Genomic DNA, 15,792 nt, shown 5'->3' with positions numbered 1-15,792 from the left:
CTTTATCCTTGGGTTGTTCGCTCGGTCACGACCAGATCGGCCTGCTGTCTTGCCAGATGGTCCATATGGGCCACCACATCAAGGGTCAGCTCAGAATTGCGTGCCTCTGGCGCATCAATAAGTGCGTTCAACACCTCTTCGACCACGATGTTCATATCGGTAAATTTGATGCGACCGGCAATGAAATGATCCAGCGCGCGCTCCTTGGCCGCGTTAAAAATCGCGCCGGACAGACCGCGCGCTTCCATCACCTCGCGCGCCAGTCGCAGCGCCGGATAGCGGGCCGGATCAGGCGCGCGAAACTCAAGCGTTCCAATGGTGGCCAGATCCAGCACCTCGACCGGCAATGCCTGCCGCTGCGGCCAGTTCAGCGCATAGCCGATGGCATGGCGCATATCCGGCGGCCCCACATGCGCCATCAGCCCACCATCGCAGAACCCGACCAGCGCATGTACCAGCGATTGCGGATGCACCAACACCTCAATCTGATTGGGGGAAAAGCCGAAAAATTCCCGCGCCTCGATCATCTCCAGCGCCTTATTGAACATCGAAGCGGAATCAATCGTAATCCGCTGACCCATGTCCCAATTGGGATGGGATGAGGCTTCGGCCACTGTGGCATTTGCCAGCCGGTCCATCGGCCAATCCCGGAACGCCCCGCCCGAGGCGGTGATGATCACCCGGTTGACGGCGGCGGAATCCTCGCCCACCAGCGCCTGAAAGATGGCTGAATGCTCGCTGTCCACCGGCAGGATGGTGGCCCGATTGGCCCGCGCAGTGCGCATCATCAGCGTCCCTGCCGTCACCAGTGATTCCTTGTTGGCCAGCGCCAGCGTCGCCCCCTGCTCCAGTGCCGCCAGACCGGGTGCCAGCCCCGCCGCGCCGACAATCGCGGACATGACCCATTGCGCCGGACGACGTGCCGCCTCGATCAGCGCGGTCTGGCCTGCCGCCGCCTCGACACCGCTGCCTTTCAGCGCCTCACGCAGCGATACCAGCAAATCCTCATGCGCCGTCACGGCCACATCCGCGCCCAGAGCAATCGCATCGCGGGCCAAGGTATCAATTCTGCGCCCGCCGGTCAGCGCCACTACCTTATAGGCCCCCGGTGCCCGCTTGATCAGGTCAATGGTGTTCTGCCCGACAGAGCCGGTCGCCCCCAGAATGGAAATGCGTTTCATGCCACCCCCGGCAAGAGGCGCAGCGCCCACAGGGTCACCACCACCAAGGCCGCCCCCAACATCGCATCGAACCGGTCCAGCACGCCGCCATGTCCGGGAATGAGGTTGGAGCTGTCTTTGATCCCGCGCAGCCGCTTGACCGCACTCTCGGCGATATCGCCCATCTGCCCGGCAAAGCCCACCAGAACCGACAACGGCACAAGCATCAGCCCCACCTGTGTCGGTCCCGCAAATATAGCGCCAATCACCGCCGCCCCCAGCCAGCCTGCAACCGTGCCCGACCAAGTCTTTTTGGGGCTGACCCGCGGCCAGAACTTTGGCCCGCCAAGGGTTCGGCCGGCGAAGTAGCCCGCAACATCAGAGATGACGACCACCGCCACCATCCACAACACCCAGATCAGACCGGCATCAGCGCGCAGCGTTCCCATGGCGTAACAGCCCAAGAGCGCCCAAAGCGCCAGCGCGAAAAACGGCCCGCGCTCGCGCTCGACCGAACCCGACGCGACCACCACCGCGGCCATCAGCACCGGCAACACCAAGATCCCCGGAAGCCACAACGCCAGCGCCACCGCCACCGCTGCCAGCACGCCAGAGCGCAGCGCGTCGGGGGCCGCGAACATGCGCGCCGCCTCCCAGATCATAGCGCCCGCCAGCACACAGACCAATGCGGCAAAGGGCAAACCGCCCAGCCAGATTACGGCCGCACCGACAACAACCATCACTATGCCCGAAGCAAGACGCGGCCACAGATCTGCCCAGCGCGTCCCGCCACTCATGCAGGCACAGCCCCGAACCGACGGTCCCGCGTGCCGTATTGCGACAACAACCGCGCAAACACATCCGGGGTGAAATCTGGCCACAGCGTATCGATGAACTCATATTCCGCATAGGCCGATTGCCAGAGCAGAAAATTGGAAATGCGCGCCTCGCCGGAGGTGCGGATCACCAGATCGGGATCGGGCAGTACGCAGGTATCAAGATACCGGGGCAAGGTTTCCTCGTCCACCTCCTCGGGGCGCAACCGCCCCTCAGCCACGTCCTCGGCCAGCCTCCGCGTGGCGCGCGACACCTCATCGCGCCCACCGTAATTGAGCGCGATGGTCAGATTAGTGCCCGTGCAATGCGCGGTCATCGCCTCGGCCTCGTCCATCAGCCCACGCAGCTTGGCATCCAGACGCGGCCGGTCACCGATAAAACGCACCTGCACGTTCTCGCGCACGAACTCCTGCATTTCTTTCATGATATAGCGGCGAAAAAGGCTCATCAGCCCAGCCACCTCGGTCTGCGTTCGCTTCCAGTTTTCGGTGGAAAAGGCGAATATCGTCAGATACTTGACGCCCAGTCCCGGGCAGGCCTGAACGATCTCACGCACCCGCCGCGCGCCCGCGTGATGCCCAAAGAGGCGCGGCCGCCCACGCTTTTGCGCCCAGCGCCCATTGCCGTCCATGATGATCGCAACATGGCGCGGCCCCTCGCTCGGGGGTGTTTTTCCTACCATGGGCGCATTTTCTGCCATCAGACCTGCATGATCTCCGCTTGCTTGCCCTCCAGAACCTCGTCCACATGCTTGATGAAACGGTCGGTCAGGGCCTGCACCTCGGTTTCCCAGAATTTCTGATCATCCTCCGACATGCTGTCGGCCTTGGCCTTTTTGATCTGATCCATGCCGTCACGGCGTACATTGCGCACGGCGACTCGGGCATGTTCGGCATATTGCGCCGCCACCTTGGTCAGCTCTTTGCGGCGCTGTTCGTTCAATTCCGGGATCGGAAGCATGATGATCGTGCCGTTGAGCTGTGGATTGATGCCCAAACCGCTTTCGCGAATGGCCTTTTCGACCTTGCCAACCAGACCTTTGTCCCAAACGTTGATTGTCACCATACGCGGCTCTGGCACGTTGACCGTGCCCACCTGATTGATCGGGGTTTTCTGACCGTAGGCATCAACCATGATCGGTTCCAGCATAGACGCAGAGGCCCGACCTGTACGCAATGACGCAAATTCGGTCTTGAGCGCGCTCATCGCGCCTTCCATCCGACGCTCCAGATCGTCCGTGTCGATTTCTATATCTTCCGCCATCTTGGTTTGGTCCTTCTTTCGGCTCTTGTCGTATCAGCCTTGTTTTGCCTCAACCGTGCACGGTTGTATAGGTGCCCTCGCCTGCGAGAATGCCCTTGAAACCGCCCGGCTCGTCAAGAGAGAACACGATAATCGGCAGGTTGTTATCCCGTGCCAGCGCAATCGCAGAGGCATCCATCACCCCCAGATGCTGGGCCAACACCTCATCATAGGTCACGCGATCATAGCGCTTGGCATCCGGATGTTTGATGGGATCTTTATCATAAACCCCATCCACCTTGGTCCCCTTGAAAATCGCCTCGCAGGCCATTTCATTGGCCCGCAGCGTCGCCGCCGTATCCGTTGTGAAATAGGGATTACCGGTGCCCGCCGCAAAGATGCAGACGCGCTTTTTTTCCAGATGGCGCACCGCGCGACGGCGAATATAGGGCTCTGCCACCTCGTCCATGCGAATGGCGGAGATCACCCGACAGAACACACCCATCTTCTCCAGCGCACTCTGCATCGCCAGCGCATTCATCACCGTCGCCAGCATCCCCATGTAATCGGCAGTGGTCCGCTCCATCCCCTGCGCCGAGCCTTGCAAGCCGCGAAAGATGTTGCCGCCGCCGATCACCATGCAAATCTCGACCCCCAGATCATGTACGATCTTGACCTCTCGGGCGATCCGCTCGACGGTTGGCGGATGCAGGCCATAGCCCAGATCCCCCATCAGCGCCTCCCCGGAAATCTTGAGCATCACGCGGCTGAACTTGGCTCGATCCGGGGTGGTCATGGGCATTCTCCGCTGCGGCATTACAATCCCGCGCAAAATGTCGCAAATGCCGCCCATGTGCAATCGCAGAAAGCCCCGGCTAACGGGGAAAAGGCGGCAAACTGCCTCGCCAAACCGTACGATTGGCGCTAACCGAGGCATATGACCTTGCCCGCAAACATCGCCGCCGACCGCCCCGTTCTGATCGCAGGCCCCACCGCCAGCGGGAAATCGGCGCTCGCCATGGCCATTGCCGAGGCTCAGGGCGGTGTGATCGTCAATGCGGACGCCCTGCAAGTCTATGAAAACTGGCGCATTCTCAGCGCACGCCCTAGTCTGGCGGATGAGACAGCGCTGCCGCACCGTCTTTATGGTCACATCGGCGCGCTCCAAGACTACTCCGCCGGGCATTGGCTCCGCGAGGTGGCTGATATCCTCAAGTCCGCCTTGCGCCCGATCATTGTTGGCGGCACCGGGCTCTATTTTGCGGCCCTGACCGAAGGCTTGGCCGAGATCCCGGCAACCCCTCCCGCAATCCGTGCCGAGGCTGATCACCTGCTGGCAACCAAGGGGCTAACCCCGCTTCTCGACGCTCTCGATTCCGCGACCTGCGCCCGGATTGACATCCGCAACCCCATGCGCGTGCAACGCGCATGGGAAGTGGCGCGTACCACAGGCCGGGGGCTGGCAGACTGGCAAGATGACACGCCGCCGCCCCTCCTGCCGCTCAGCGCTTGTACGCCCCTTGTGGTCGAGGCGGACAGGGATTGGCTCAACGCCCGCATCGCCCGCCGCTTTGACGCGATGCTGGCCGCCGGTGCGCTGGACGAGGCGCGCGCCAATCTCGCCCTATGGAACCCCGCCCGCCCTTCGATGAAGGCGATCGGCGCGCCAGAGCTTATCGCGCATCTGCGTGGCGAGATGACATTGGACGAGGCCCGCGAGGCCGCCAGCATCGCCACCCGCCAATATGCCAAACGTCAGCGCACATGGTTTCGCGCCCGCATGAAGGCCTGGCGTCACTTGGCGGCGGAAACCCTGACCCTCTGAGACGTTCGCATTTCGTGCAGCCATTTCGCATTTCGTGCAGCGAGCCACGATTCTCGGGACAAGTGATGCGACATTAACGCCCCCCCTCCTCCAAATCCAACCCAAGGCCACCCGGCCCCGTCTTTGGGAGGAGACCACATGATTCCAGCCGCATTCGAGTATCACCGCCCCGGTGATCTGCCCGCCGCCTTGGCGCTTTTGCAACAGCACGGCGACGACGCCCGCGTGATCGCAGGCGGGCACAGCCTCATCCCGATGATGAAGCTGCGCATGGCCGAGGTGCCGCATCTCATTGACCTGCAAGCCATCGATGCGCTCCGCGGTGTGCGCACAGACAATAGCCGCATCACGCTTGGTGCCATGGTCACGCAGGCCGAACTCATCGCCCATGCCGGTCTGGCCACCCACGCCCCCATCTTGCGCGAGGCCGCGCTGCAAATCGCCGACCCTCAGGTGCGCGCGATGGGCACGGTGGGCGGCAACGTCGCCAATGGCGATCCGGGCAACGACATGCCCGGCCTCATGCAATGCCTGAATGCCACCTTTCACGTCACCGGCCCCACCGGCAGCCGCGACATCCCGGCGCGGGAGTTTTACGAGAGCGCCTATCTGACCGCCCGCGAGGATGATGAAATCCTGACCAGTGTCAGCTTTGACGCACCGACCGGCGGGCAGGCCTATGAAAAACAGAAGCGCAAGATCGGTGATTATGCCACGGCCGCCGCCGCCGTGATAGTGACCCGCGAGGGCGCGCAATGCTCTGCCGCCTCAATCGCCATGACCAACCTCTCGGACGTGCCCGTCTGGGCCGAGGCCGCAGGTGCCGCCCTCATCGGTACCGATTGCAGCGAGGACGCGGTGATTGCCGCAATCAGCGCCATGCAGGACGTCATCGACCCGTCAGAGGACAATCGCGGCCCGGTCGCATTCAAACGTCACGCGGCGGGCATCGTTCTGGCCCGCGCCATAGCCCGCGCCTGGTCGCGCGCCTGAGGAATAGAACCCATGTCCAAGAAAATGCAGATCACCCTCACCGTTAACGGCACCCGTCACGAGCTGCTGGCCGAGCCGCGCGAACTTCTGATTCACGTCCTGCGCGAACGCCTCAACATAACTGGCCCGCACATCGGCTGCGAAACCTCGCACTGCGGGGCCTGCACGGTGATCATGGGCGACCGCTCGGTCAAATCCTGCACGGTGTTCGCCGCGCAGGCCGACGGGGCGAGCATCACCACCGTTGAGGGGTTGGGCAGCCCCGATTCGCTCCACCCGCTACAAGAGGCGTTCCGCGAACATCACGGGCTGCAATGCGGCTTTTGCACGCCGGGCATGATCACCCGCGCCGCCCAACTGCTCAAGGAAAACCCCGATCCGACCGAGGCAGAGGTGCGCTTTGGCATGGCTGGCAATCTGTGCCGCTGCACCGGCTACCAGAACATCGTCAAGGCCGTGCTTGCCGCCGCGAGCGAAATCAATACCGCCAAGGAGGCCGCGCAATGAACGACCTGACCCCGGACCGCGACGACCGCACCGCCAAGCTCAAGGGTATCGGCTGCGCCCGCAAACGCGTCGAGGATGCGCGTTTTACCCAAGGCAAGGGCAACTACGTCGATGACATCAAACTGCCCGGCATGCTCTTTGGCGATTTCGTGCGCTCGCCTTACGCCCATGCCCGCGTGAAATCCATCGACACCTCCGCCGCCATGGCGCTCGATGGCGTGGTCGCAGTGCTGACCGCCAAGGATCTCGAACCGCTTGGCCTGCACTGGATGCCCACGCTTGCGGGCGACAAACAGATGGTGCTGGCCGATGGCAAGGTGCTCTTTCAAGGGCAGGAAGTAGCCTTTGTCGTCGCCCGTGACCGCTATATCGCCGCCGATGCCGTGGAACTGGTCGAGGTCGAGTATGAGGAATTGCCCGTCCTCACCGACCCGTTCGAGGCGCTCAGCTCCGACATCGTGCTGCGCGAGGATCTCAGCCCCGGTGCCGATGGCGCGCACGGCCCCCGCCGCCACCCCAACCATATCTTTCTCTGGGAACAGGGCGACAAATCCGCCACCGAAGAGGTGATCGCAAGCGCCGATGTGGTGGCCGAAGAGATGATTTATTACCACCGCACCCATCCCTGCCCGCTCGAGACCTGCGGCTGCGTCGCCTCAATGGACAAGGTCAATGGCAAGCTGACGGTCTACGGCACCTTTCAGGCGCCGCATGTGGTGCGCACCGTGGCCTCATTGCTCTCAGGGATAGACGAACACAACATCCGCGTGATCAGCCCCGACATCGGCGGCGGATTTGGCAACAAGGTGGGCGTTTATTCCGGCTATGTCTGCTCCATCGTCGCCACCATCGTCACCGGCCTGCCGGTGAAATGGGTCGAGGACCGGATGGAAAACCTGATGGCCACCGCATTCGCCCGCGACTACTGGATGAAGGGCAGGATCTCCGCCACCAAAGAGGGCAAGATCACCGGCCTCTGGTGCCATGTCACCGCCGATCACGGTGCCTTCGACGCCTGCGCCGATCCCACCAAATTTCCGGCGGGTTTCTTTCACATCTGCACCGGCAGCTATGACATTCCGGTGGCCTATGTCGGCGTTGACGGCGTCTATACCAACAAGGCCCCCGGCGGCGTCGCCTATCGCTGCTCCTTCCGCGTGACCGAGGCCGCCTATTTCATCGAACGGATGATCGAGATACTGGCGATCGAGCTGGGCATGGATGCCGCAGAGCTGCGGCGCCTCAACTTTATCCGCGCCGATCAATTCCCCTATCACTCGGCGCTTGGCTGGGAATACGATTCTGGCGATTATCACACCGCTTGGGACAAGGCGCTCAAGGCCGTCGATTACGCCGGACTGCGCGCCGAACAGGCCGAACGGGTCGCAGCCTTCAAACGCGGCGAAACCCGAAAACTGATCGGCATCGGTCTCACCCATTTCACCGAAATCGTCGGCGCAGGCCCGGTCAAGAATTGTGACATCCTCGGCATGGGCATGTTCGACAGTTGCGAGATTCGCATACACCCCACCGGATCGGCCATCGCCCGCCTTGGCACCATCTCTCAGGGTCAGGGCCATGCCACCACCTTTGCGCAGATTCTAGCCTCTGAAATCGGCATCCCAGCGGACAAGATCACGGTCGAGGAAGGCGATACCGACACCGCCCCTTACGGCCTTGGCACCTATGGCAGCCGCTCAACCCCCGTCGCAGGGGCGGCCACGGCGCTTGCAGGTCGGAAAATCCGCGCCAAGGCGCAGATGATCGCGGCCTATCTCTTGGAAGTCCATGACGATGACGTCGAATTCGACATCGACCGCTTTGCCGTCAAGGGCGCGCCGGAACGGTTCAAGACCATGGCCGAGATTGCCTATGCCGCCTATCATCAGGCCATTCCCGGCATAGAGCCGGGGCTGGAGGCGGTCAGCTATTACGACCCGCCCAACATGACCTATCCCTTCGGCGCTTATATCTGCGTGATGGAGATTGACGTCGACACCGGCGAGACGCAAATCCGCCAGTTCTACGCGCTCGACGATTGCGGCACCCGGATCAACCCGATGGTGATCGAGGGGCAGGTGCATGGCGGCCTGACAGAAGCGCTCGCCATCGCCATGGGCCAAGAGATTGCCTATGACGAGATGGGCAATGTGAAAACCGGCACTCTGATGGATTTCTTTATCCCGACCGCGTGGGAAACGCCGCATTACACCACCGACCACACCGAAACCCCCTCGCCGCATCACCCCATCGGGGCCAAGGGCGTGGGCGAAAGCCCGAATGTCGGCGGTGTCCCGGCCTTTTCCAACGCGGTGCATGACGCGCTGCGTCCCTTTGGCCTGCGCCACACCCATATGCCGCATGATCACTGGCGGATCTGGCGCGCCGCGCATGAGCTTGGGCTACATGGCTAGGGGCAGACGGGGGGCGCTGCCCCCCGGACCCCCGGAGTATTTCAGGAACGATGAAAGAGCAGGACAGCATGGCGGACTGGCGCGATCTGCAACAGGGCATGGCGGATCATGGCTATATCGCCGGTGATGATTTGGCCATGGCGCTGCATATTGCGCTGTCGCTGGGGCGGCCCCTGCTGCTTGAAGGGGCGGCGGGCGTGGGCAAGACCGAGGTGGCCCGCGTACTGGCCGCGCTCAAATCCGCGCGCCTGATCCGGCTGCAATGCTACGAGGGGCTCGACGCAGCCCAAGCCATTTACGAATGGAACTACCCCCGCCAACTGCTCGCCATACGCGCCGCCGCCGAAGGGGGCGAGACAGGGGCCGGTGTCGAGGCGCGAATATTCTCGGATGAGTATCTTCTGGAGCGTCCCTTGCTTCAGGCAATAAGGCAGGCAGAATCGCCGGTTCTGCTGATCGACGAGATCGACCGCGCCGATGAGGAGTTTGAAGCTTATCTGCTTGAAATTCTGTCAGAGTTTCAAATCACCATCCCCGAGATGGGCACCATCACCGCCACCGCGCGGCCGATGGTGATCCTGACAGCAAACGGCACCCGCGACCTCTCGGACGCGCTGCGCAGGCGCTGCATTTATGCGCATGTCGATTACCCGAACCGCACCGCAGAGCTTGCGATCCTGCAAAGCCGCTGTCCCCAGATCGACCAGCACCTCACCCGCCAGATCGTCAGCTTTGTGCAGGCGATCCGCCGCGAGGATCTGGAGAAAACCCCCGGCATCGCCGAAACCCTCGATTTTGCCGCCGCCCTCGCAGGCCTTGGCATCAACGATCTGACCCATGATCCTGTGGCGCTACAAGCCGCCCTTGCAACGCTGCTCAAGACCCAGACCGACCGCGCCACTATCACCACGGAAGTGGCGCAACGTCTCGCAGGGCAGGCCGCATGAGCCGCGTCACCCGCTTTGCCGCCCGCGATCCCGGGCCATCGGCGCGCGTCGCGGGATTCATATCGCATCTGCGCGACAATGGCCTGCGCCTTGGCGTGGGCGAGACCGAAACCGCCCTTATGGCCCTCACCCATGTCAACGCGGCCAATCCGGACGAGACACGCCGCGCTCTGAAATCGGTCTGCGCCAGCACCGCTGATGAGGTGGCGCAGTTCGACGCGCTTTTTGACAGCTATTGGCTGAACGCCGGCCGCGTGCGCGAGAAATTTACCCCCAGTGACCGCAGCGGTAACGCCTACAGCCGCAATAGCCGCAATACCACCGGCGAGGACAACACCGCGCGCGGGCAAATCCACGCCCCCGACGATGGCGCAGGTGCCGCTCATGGCGAGGGCACCGGCACGCTGATCGCCAGCCACACCGCCAGCCTGATGCATCACGACATGCGCAAACTCGTTAGCCCTCAGGATATTGCCGAGGCTGAAAACATCGCCCGCCGCCTCGCCCAAAGCCTTGCCTATAGGCGCTCGCGCCGCCGCCGCGCCGCGCGCCGGGGCGATCAGTTGCACTTTCGCCGCCTCATCCGCGCCAGCCTCTCGACCGGGGGCGAGCCACTCTCGCTCCCGCGCAAGAAACGCCCGGACCGGCGAATGCGCCTCGTCGCCCTTTGCGATGTCTCAGGCTCGATGACAATCTACGCGCGGGTGTTTCTCGCCTTTCTCACCGGCCTTATCCGCGCCGATGATGCCACGGATGCTTGGCTTTTCCACACTCGCCTCGTGCGCATCTCGGACGCGCTGCGCGACCACGACCCGTTGCGTGCGCTCAACCGCCTGTCACTCATGGCGGATGGCTTTGGCGGAGGGTCCAGGATTGGCACCTCCCTCGCGCAATTCGCCCGTGGCCCGGCGCGGCAGTGCGTCAATGGCCGCACGGTCGTGGTGATCCTCTCGGACGGCTATGACGCCGACCCGCCAGAGGCCCTGACCGGCGCGCTCATCCGCCTGCGCAAACGCGGCGGGCGGATCATATGGCTCAACCCCTTGAAAGGTTGGAAGGATTACGCGCCTGTGACCGCTGCCATGGCCGCCGCCCTGCCATATCTCGACCTCTTCGCCGCCGCTACAACGCTGAACGATCTGGCAGCTCTTGGCCCGCAACTGGAGCGCCTCTGACATGACCCCCGACACGCTCGACACCGCCACCCGCCGCCTTGATGAGGCGCGTGCGCCCTATGCGATCGCCACCGTGATCCGCACCGTGGGTGCCACTGCCGCCAAGCCGGGCGCGCGGGCGCTGATCCTTGCCGATGGCACTATTGCTGAGGGTTGGATCGGCGGCGGCTGCGTGTGCCGCGCGATTGCCCGCGCCGCCCAGAGCGCCATCGCCAGAGGCACCCCACGCCTGATCTCAATCCAGCCCGACGAAGATCTCGCCGCACAGGGCCTGACCCCCGGCCAAACCCACGAGGGCCGCGATATCGCCCGCAATGGCTGCCCCAGCAAGGGCGCGATGGAGGTTTTCGTGGAACCGGTCCTGCCCCGCCCCGAACTGGTGATTTTCGGTGCCTCGCCCGTGGCCTCGGCGCTTGCCACCCTCGCGCAGCCCTTCGGCTTTGACATCACCACGCCTGACGCTGGCCCCCTGCCCGACCCCACCAGCGCCCGCATGGTGGTTATCGCCACGCAAGGGACGGGCGATCTCGACGCCCTGCGGATCGCGCTGGCCAGCGATGCCGATTACATCGGCTTTGTCGCCAGCCGCCGCAAATTCGCCACCCTCGCGGCGCGGCTTGACATGGGCCCGGAGGCGCACGCGCGCATCCATTCCCCCGCAGGCCTTGCGATCAACGCCGTCACGCCCGAGGAAATCGCGCTCTCGATCCTGGCACAGATCGTCCAACACCGCCGACAAGGTCAGCGTCAGACCTGAACTTATCTATTCACATCAAGGATGTATCCCATGGACCTCACCGATGAAATCAGCATCACCGCACCCAAGTCTCGCGTTTATGCCGCGCTGAACGATCCTGAAATTCTGCGCCAGAGCATTCCGGGCTGCGAAGAACTGATCAAACATTCCGACACGGACCTAGAGGCGCGCGTCGTGCTCAAGATCGGCCCGGTCAAAGCGCGCTTTACCGGCACGGTGACGCTCGACACCACCGGCGCACCGGATGCCTTTTCACTGACGGGCCAAGGTAGTGGCGGCGCCGCAGGCCATGCCAAGGGCGGTGCCGATGTAACACTGAGCGAAGAAAACGGCATCACCATCTTGCGCTACACCGCCCGCGCCGACATTGGCGGCAAGCTCGCGCAATTGGGCAGCCGCCTCATCCAGAGCACGGCGAAAAAGCTCGCCGCGCAGTTCTTTGCCAATTTCCAGCAGGCCGTCGCCCCGGCAGAGGTTTAAACCCCCGCCAGAAACGCCACGATCCCGGCCTCTGCGACTTCGCGATCCTGCATCGGCGTGCCAGAACTCACGCCGATTCCGCCCACGACCTCGCCGTCCACGATCACAGGCAGGCCGCCGCCCACCACCATCAGCCGCCCGCCAATGGCCGAGGCGATGCCATAGACCGGCTTGCCGGGTTGGCTGACCTCGCCATATTCATGCGTCGCCTTCTTGGCCCCCGCAGCGGTGAACGCCTTGTCGATGGCGATGGTGATCGAGGTGACCTTGCCGCCATCCATCCGTTCGAACGCCACCAGATTGCCGCCCTCATCGGTGATGGCGATGCACATGGGTACACCGATGTCTGCCGCTTTGGCGCGTGCCCCAGCCAGCAATACCCCGGCGTCCGCCAGATCGAGCCTCTTTACCGTCAGCATGGACCTTCCCCCTTACGCTGCCTTAACCCCGCGCCGCGCCGCATGCAGCAGCGGCTCGGTATAACCCGAGGGCTGCTTGGCCCCCTCAAAGATCAGATCCCGCGCCGCCTTGAACGCCGCCCCGTCGAAATCGGGGGCCATGGTGCGGTATGCCGGATCATGGGCGTTCTGCGCATCCACCTTGGGTGCCATCCGCCGCAACGAGGCATCGACCTCCTCTGCCGAACATACCCCGTGGATAAGCCAATTCGCCAGATATTGCGAGGAAATCCGCAAGGTCGCGCGATCCTCCATCAGCGCCACATCGTTGATGTCCGGCACCTTGGAACAGCCAATGCCCTGATCGACCCAACGCACCACATAGCCGAGGATGGACTGACAGGAGTTGTCCAACTCGCGCCGCACTTCCTCATCCGAGAGGTTCCGCCCCACCATGAGTGGCGGCGTCAATAGATCGGCGCGCGATGCACGATCCCGCCCCTTCAACGCCGCTTGCAGCCCGGCCACATCGACCTGATGATAATGCGTGGCGTGCAGCGTCGCCGCCGTGGGTGAGGGCACCCAAGCGGTATTGGCCCCGGCTTTGGGATGGGCGATCTTGACCTCCAGCATATCGGCCATGTCATCGGGTCTGGCCCACATGCCCTTGCCGATCTGCCCGCGCCCGGTCATGCCTGCCGCCAGCCCCGCATCGACGTTCCCGGCCTCATAAGCCGCGAGCCAGATGGCCTTTTGCATCTCGCCCTTGGGAATGACCGGCCCCGCCTGCATCGAGGTGTGAATTTCATCGCCGGTCCGGTCGAGGAACCCGGTGTTGATGAACACACAGCGATCCTTGACCGCCCGGATACAGGCCATGAGATTGGCCGATGTGCGCCGCTCCTCGTCCATCACCCCCAGCTTGACAGTATTGCGCGGCACCCCCAGCACATCCTCGATCCGCCCATAGAGCGTATCGACAAAGGCGCATTCCTCCGGCCCATGCAGCTTGGGGATCACCACATAAACCGATCCCGCCCGTGAATTGCCCGCAGGCCCGCGCGCCAGATCATGCATCGCCGCCGCGACGGTGACGGCGGCATCCAGCATCACCTCGGGTGTCTCCTTGCCATCCAGCAGCACCGCATCGGTGGTCATCAAGAGCCCCACATTGCGCACCAGCATCAGCGCACGACCGGGATGTACCACCTCTTGCCCCTGCGGATCGACATAGGTCACATCCGGGTTCAGACGTCGGGTCAAGAGCCGCCCGCCCTTCTCGAACCGCTCTTCCAGATCGCCGCGCATGAGACCCAGCCAATTGCCATAGACCACGCATTTGTCGTCGGCATCCACCGCCGCGACCGAATCCTCGCAATCCTGAATCGCGGTCAGCGCGCTCTCGATCCGCAGATCGGCAATGCCTGCGGGATCGTCGCGACCAATGGCCGAGGCACGGTCAATCACGATCTCAATCATGAGCCCGTTAACCCGCAGCAAGATATTGCCGCCTGCGGTATGGCCCGCGAACTGCTCGGGCTTGGCCAGCGCCGTCGCCTGACCGCCCACCGTGATCTGCAATCCGCCGTTCACATCCAACGCCTCGACATCCGCCCAAGAGCCCGCACCCAGCGGCGCCACCTTATCCAGATGCGCCCGCGCCCAGGCAATCACCTGCGCGCCGCGCGCGGCATCATAGCCCGGTCCCTGCGCCGTGCCGGAAATCGCATCCGTGCCATAAAGCGCATCATAGAGACTGCCCCAGCGCGCATTCGCGGCATTGAGCGCGAAACGCGCATTCATCACCGGCACCACCAATTGCGGCCCCGCCACCTGCGCGATTTCGGCATCCACATTCTGCGTGCCCAGCTCGAACGCCTCTGGCTCAGGCACCAAATACCCGATTTCGGTCAGAAAGTCGCGGTAGGCCGCGCCGTCGAACTGTTGTCCCTGCCGCGCGCGGTGCCAGTCGTCAATCTGCACCTGCAAGGCGCGACGCTTGGCCAAAAGCGCTGCATTCTTCGGCGCCAGATCGCGCAACAGTGCGGCATAGCCGGACCAGAACTGATCGGCGCTCAGCCCCAGCAGCACCTCATCTTCGATCAGACGGGCCAGCGGTGCAGCCACGCTCAGGCCGTGACGCTCTACATATGTGGTCATGGTCGTCCCTTCGGTAATCAGGAAATTATCGGATTTGCAGCTACTTCAGCCCTGCGGGACTTGTAAGAACGGGAAAAATGTTTTCCATTGTATGGAAAGGTATACCGAACATGTCCGATCCCCAATCCCAAGGCGTCCAATCCGTCGCGCGCGCGCTGCGCCTGCTACACCTGCTCAGCCAGCAGGATGAGGGCGCGCGCGTGTCGGATCTGGCGCGGCTGGCGGGCCTTGCAGTTTCGACCACACACCGCCTACTCACCACGCTGGAATTGCAGCATTTCGCCCAGTTCGATTCAGAGCGTGCGCTCTGGCATGTGGGGCGCGGCGCGTTTTCCGTGGGCACTGCCTTTGCCCGGCGGCATAATTTCGTGACCCCGGCGCTGCCGCTCTTGCGCCACCTGCGTGATACCACGCGCGAAACCGCCAATCTTGGAATTCTCGATCAGGACGAACTTGTGACGCTTTCACAGGTCGAAAGCCGCGAGATCATGCGCGCCATCTCGCCCCCCGGCGGGCGTGTGCCCGCCTTTTGCTCGGGCATGGGCAAGGCGATTCTCGCCACTTGGCCCAATGCCGACATAGCGGATTTCGTGGCACGCACCGGGTTTCACCCGATGACCAAACGCTCGCATCGCAGCCTGACCACCGCCATGGTCGATATTAAACGCATCCGCGCACAGGGCTATGCCTTGGATGACGAGGAACATGTCACAGGCCTGCGCTGCCTTGCCGCCGTAGTCTGGTCGCCGCAGGCCGAGGCGGTTTGCGCCATCTCGGTCTCGGGTCTGGCCGCGCGCCTGCCCGATTCCCGGCTCGACGTGGTCGGGCGGCAAGTGGCCGACGCGGCGGCGGAACTGACCCAACGCATCGGCGGGCAGAAACCAGCGTAACCGCCCG

The 15,792-nt window shown here is 63.4% G+C and carries 16 protein-coding genes; 9 read left to right on the top strand and 7 right to left on the bottom strand.

Annotation, left to right across the window (positions count from 1 at the left end; translation table 11 throughout):
• Positions 1-2 precede the first annotated feature (2 nt).
• Genes dxr through pyrH form a run of 5 tightly spaced genes read right to left on the bottom strand, consistent with a single transcriptional unit; the run spans position 3 to position 4,041 of the window.
• Positions 3-1,181: a 1-deoxy-D-xylulose-5-phosphate reductoisomerase gene (gene dxr, locus ACN0SW_RS11735; RefSeq protein WP_417728116.1), complete on the bottom strand. Its 1,179-nt coding sequence runs from the start codon at positions 1,179-1,181 to the stop codon at positions 3-5.
• Positions 1,178-1,957, bottom strand: coding sequence for a phosphatidate cytidylyltransferase (locus ACN0SW_RS11730; RefSeq protein WP_417728115.1), 780 nt, complete (start codon positions 1,955-1,957; stop codon positions 1,178-1,180). The genes dxr and ACN0SW_RS11730 overlap by 4 nt, the downstream gene beginning before the upstream one ends.
• On the bottom strand, positions 1,954-2,697 hold the full coding sequence (locus tag ACN0SW_RS11725) for an isoprenyl transferase (RefSeq protein ID WP_417728114.1): 744 nt from the start codon (positions 2,695-2,697) through the stop codon (positions 1,954-1,956). Before ACN0SW_RS11725 ends, ACN0SW_RS11730 begins: the two co-directional genes overlap by 4 nt.
• Positions 2,697-3,260, bottom strand: coding sequence for a ribosome recycling factor (gene frr, locus ACN0SW_RS11720; RefSeq protein ID WP_417728113.1), 564 nt, complete (start codon positions 3,258-3,260; stop codon positions 2,697-2,699). Before frr ends, ACN0SW_RS11725 begins: the two co-directional genes overlap by 1 nt.
• 49 nt (positions 3,261-3,309) lie before the next feature.
• Positions 3,310-4,041: a UMP kinase gene (gene pyrH, locus ACN0SW_RS11715; protein ID WP_417728112.1), complete on the bottom strand. Its 732-nt coding sequence runs from the start codon at positions 4,039-4,041 to the stop codon at positions 3,310-3,312.
• A gap of 135 nt (positions 4,042-4,176) precedes the next feature.
• Between pyrH and miaA the strand changes: the two genes are divergently transcribed.
• From miaA to ACN0SW_RS11675, 8 genes are all read left to right on the top strand, one after another.
• Positions 4,177-5,064, top strand: coding sequence for a tRNA (adenosine(37)-N6)-dimethylallyltransferase MiaA (miaA, locus tag ACN0SW_RS11710; protein WP_417728111.1), 888 nt, complete (start codon positions 4,177-4,179; stop codon positions 5,062-5,064).
• 138 nt (positions 5,065-5,202) lie between these two features.
• Positions 5,203-6,057, top strand: coding sequence for an FAD binding domain-containing protein (locus ACN0SW_RS11705; RefSeq protein ID WP_417728110.1), 855 nt, complete (start codon positions 5,203-5,205; stop codon positions 6,055-6,057).
• 12 nt (positions 6,058-6,069) lie between these two features.
• Positions 6,070-6,564 (top strand): (2Fe-2S)-binding protein, encoded by a 495-nt coding sequence (locus ACN0SW_RS11700; RefSeq protein ID WP_417728109.1) that lies wholly within the window; start codon positions 6,070-6,072, stop codon positions 6,562-6,564.
• Positions 6,561-8,978 (top strand): aerobic carbon-monoxide dehydrogenase large subunit, encoded by a 2,418-nt coding sequence (locus ACN0SW_RS11695; RefSeq protein WP_417728108.1) that lies wholly within the window; start codon positions 6,561-6,563, stop codon positions 8,976-8,978. Before ACN0SW_RS11700 ends, ACN0SW_RS11695 begins: the two co-directional genes overlap by 4 nt.
• Positions 8,979-9,046: 68 nt before the next feature.
• Positions 9,047-9,925 carry an AAA family ATPase gene (locus tag ACN0SW_RS11690; RefSeq protein ID WP_417728188.1) on the top strand — a complete coding sequence of 293 codons (879 nt, stop codon included), beginning with the start codon at positions 9,047-9,049 and terminating at the stop codon, positions 9,923-9,925.
• Entirely contained in the window at positions 9,922-11,100 is a 1,179-nt protein-coding gene (locus tag ACN0SW_RS11685; protein ID WP_417728107.1) for a vWA domain-containing protein, read from the top strand. Before ACN0SW_RS11690 ends, ACN0SW_RS11685 begins: the two co-directional genes overlap by 4 nt.
• Before the next feature lies 1 nt (position 11,101).
• Positions 11,102-11,857 (top strand): XdhC family protein, encoded by a 756-nt coding sequence (locus ACN0SW_RS11680; RefSeq protein WP_417728106.1) that lies wholly within the window; start codon positions 11,102-11,104, stop codon positions 11,855-11,857.
• A 30-nt stretch (positions 11,858-11,887) separates the two neighbouring features.
• Positions 11,888-12,337 (top strand): CoxG family protein, encoded by a 450-nt coding sequence (locus tag ACN0SW_RS11675; RefSeq protein ID WP_417728105.1) that lies wholly within the window; start codon positions 11,888-11,890, stop codon positions 12,335-12,337.
• Here the strand turns inward: ACN0SW_RS11675 and ACN0SW_RS11670 are convergent.
• Together ACN0SW_RS11670 and ACN0SW_RS11665 are read right to left on the bottom strand one after the other, a co-directional pair.
• Positions 12,334-12,756: a GlcG/HbpS family heme-binding protein gene (locus tag ACN0SW_RS11670; RefSeq protein ID WP_417728104.1), complete on the bottom strand. Its 423-nt coding sequence runs from the start codon at positions 12,754-12,756 to the stop codon at positions 12,334-12,336. The two genes, ACN0SW_RS11675 and ACN0SW_RS11670, sit on opposite strands and share 4 nt — an antisense overlap.
• 12 nt (positions 12,757-12,768) lie before the next feature.
• Entirely contained in the window at positions 12,769-14,895 is a 2,127-nt protein-coding gene (locus ACN0SW_RS11665; protein ID WP_417728103.1) for a malate synthase G, read from the bottom strand.
• Between the two features lie 110 nt (positions 14,896-15,005).
• Between ACN0SW_RS11665 and ACN0SW_RS11660 the strand changes: the two genes are divergently transcribed.
• Positions 15,006-15,785, top strand: coding sequence for an IclR family transcriptional regulator (locus ACN0SW_RS11660; RefSeq protein WP_417728102.1), 780 nt, complete (start codon positions 15,006-15,008; stop codon positions 15,783-15,785).
• The last annotated feature ends 7 nt before the right edge of the window (positions 15,786-15,792 follow it).

It is taken from the genome of Roseovarius sp. (genome assembly GCF_048262375.1).
Taxonomy (GTDB): domain Bacteria; phylum Pseudomonadota; class Alphaproteobacteria; order Rhodobacterales; family Rhodobacteraceae; genus Roseovarius.
The sequence above is the reverse complement of the archived record's forward strand: the minus strand, read 5'-3'. Positions and strand labels throughout refer to the sequence as shown.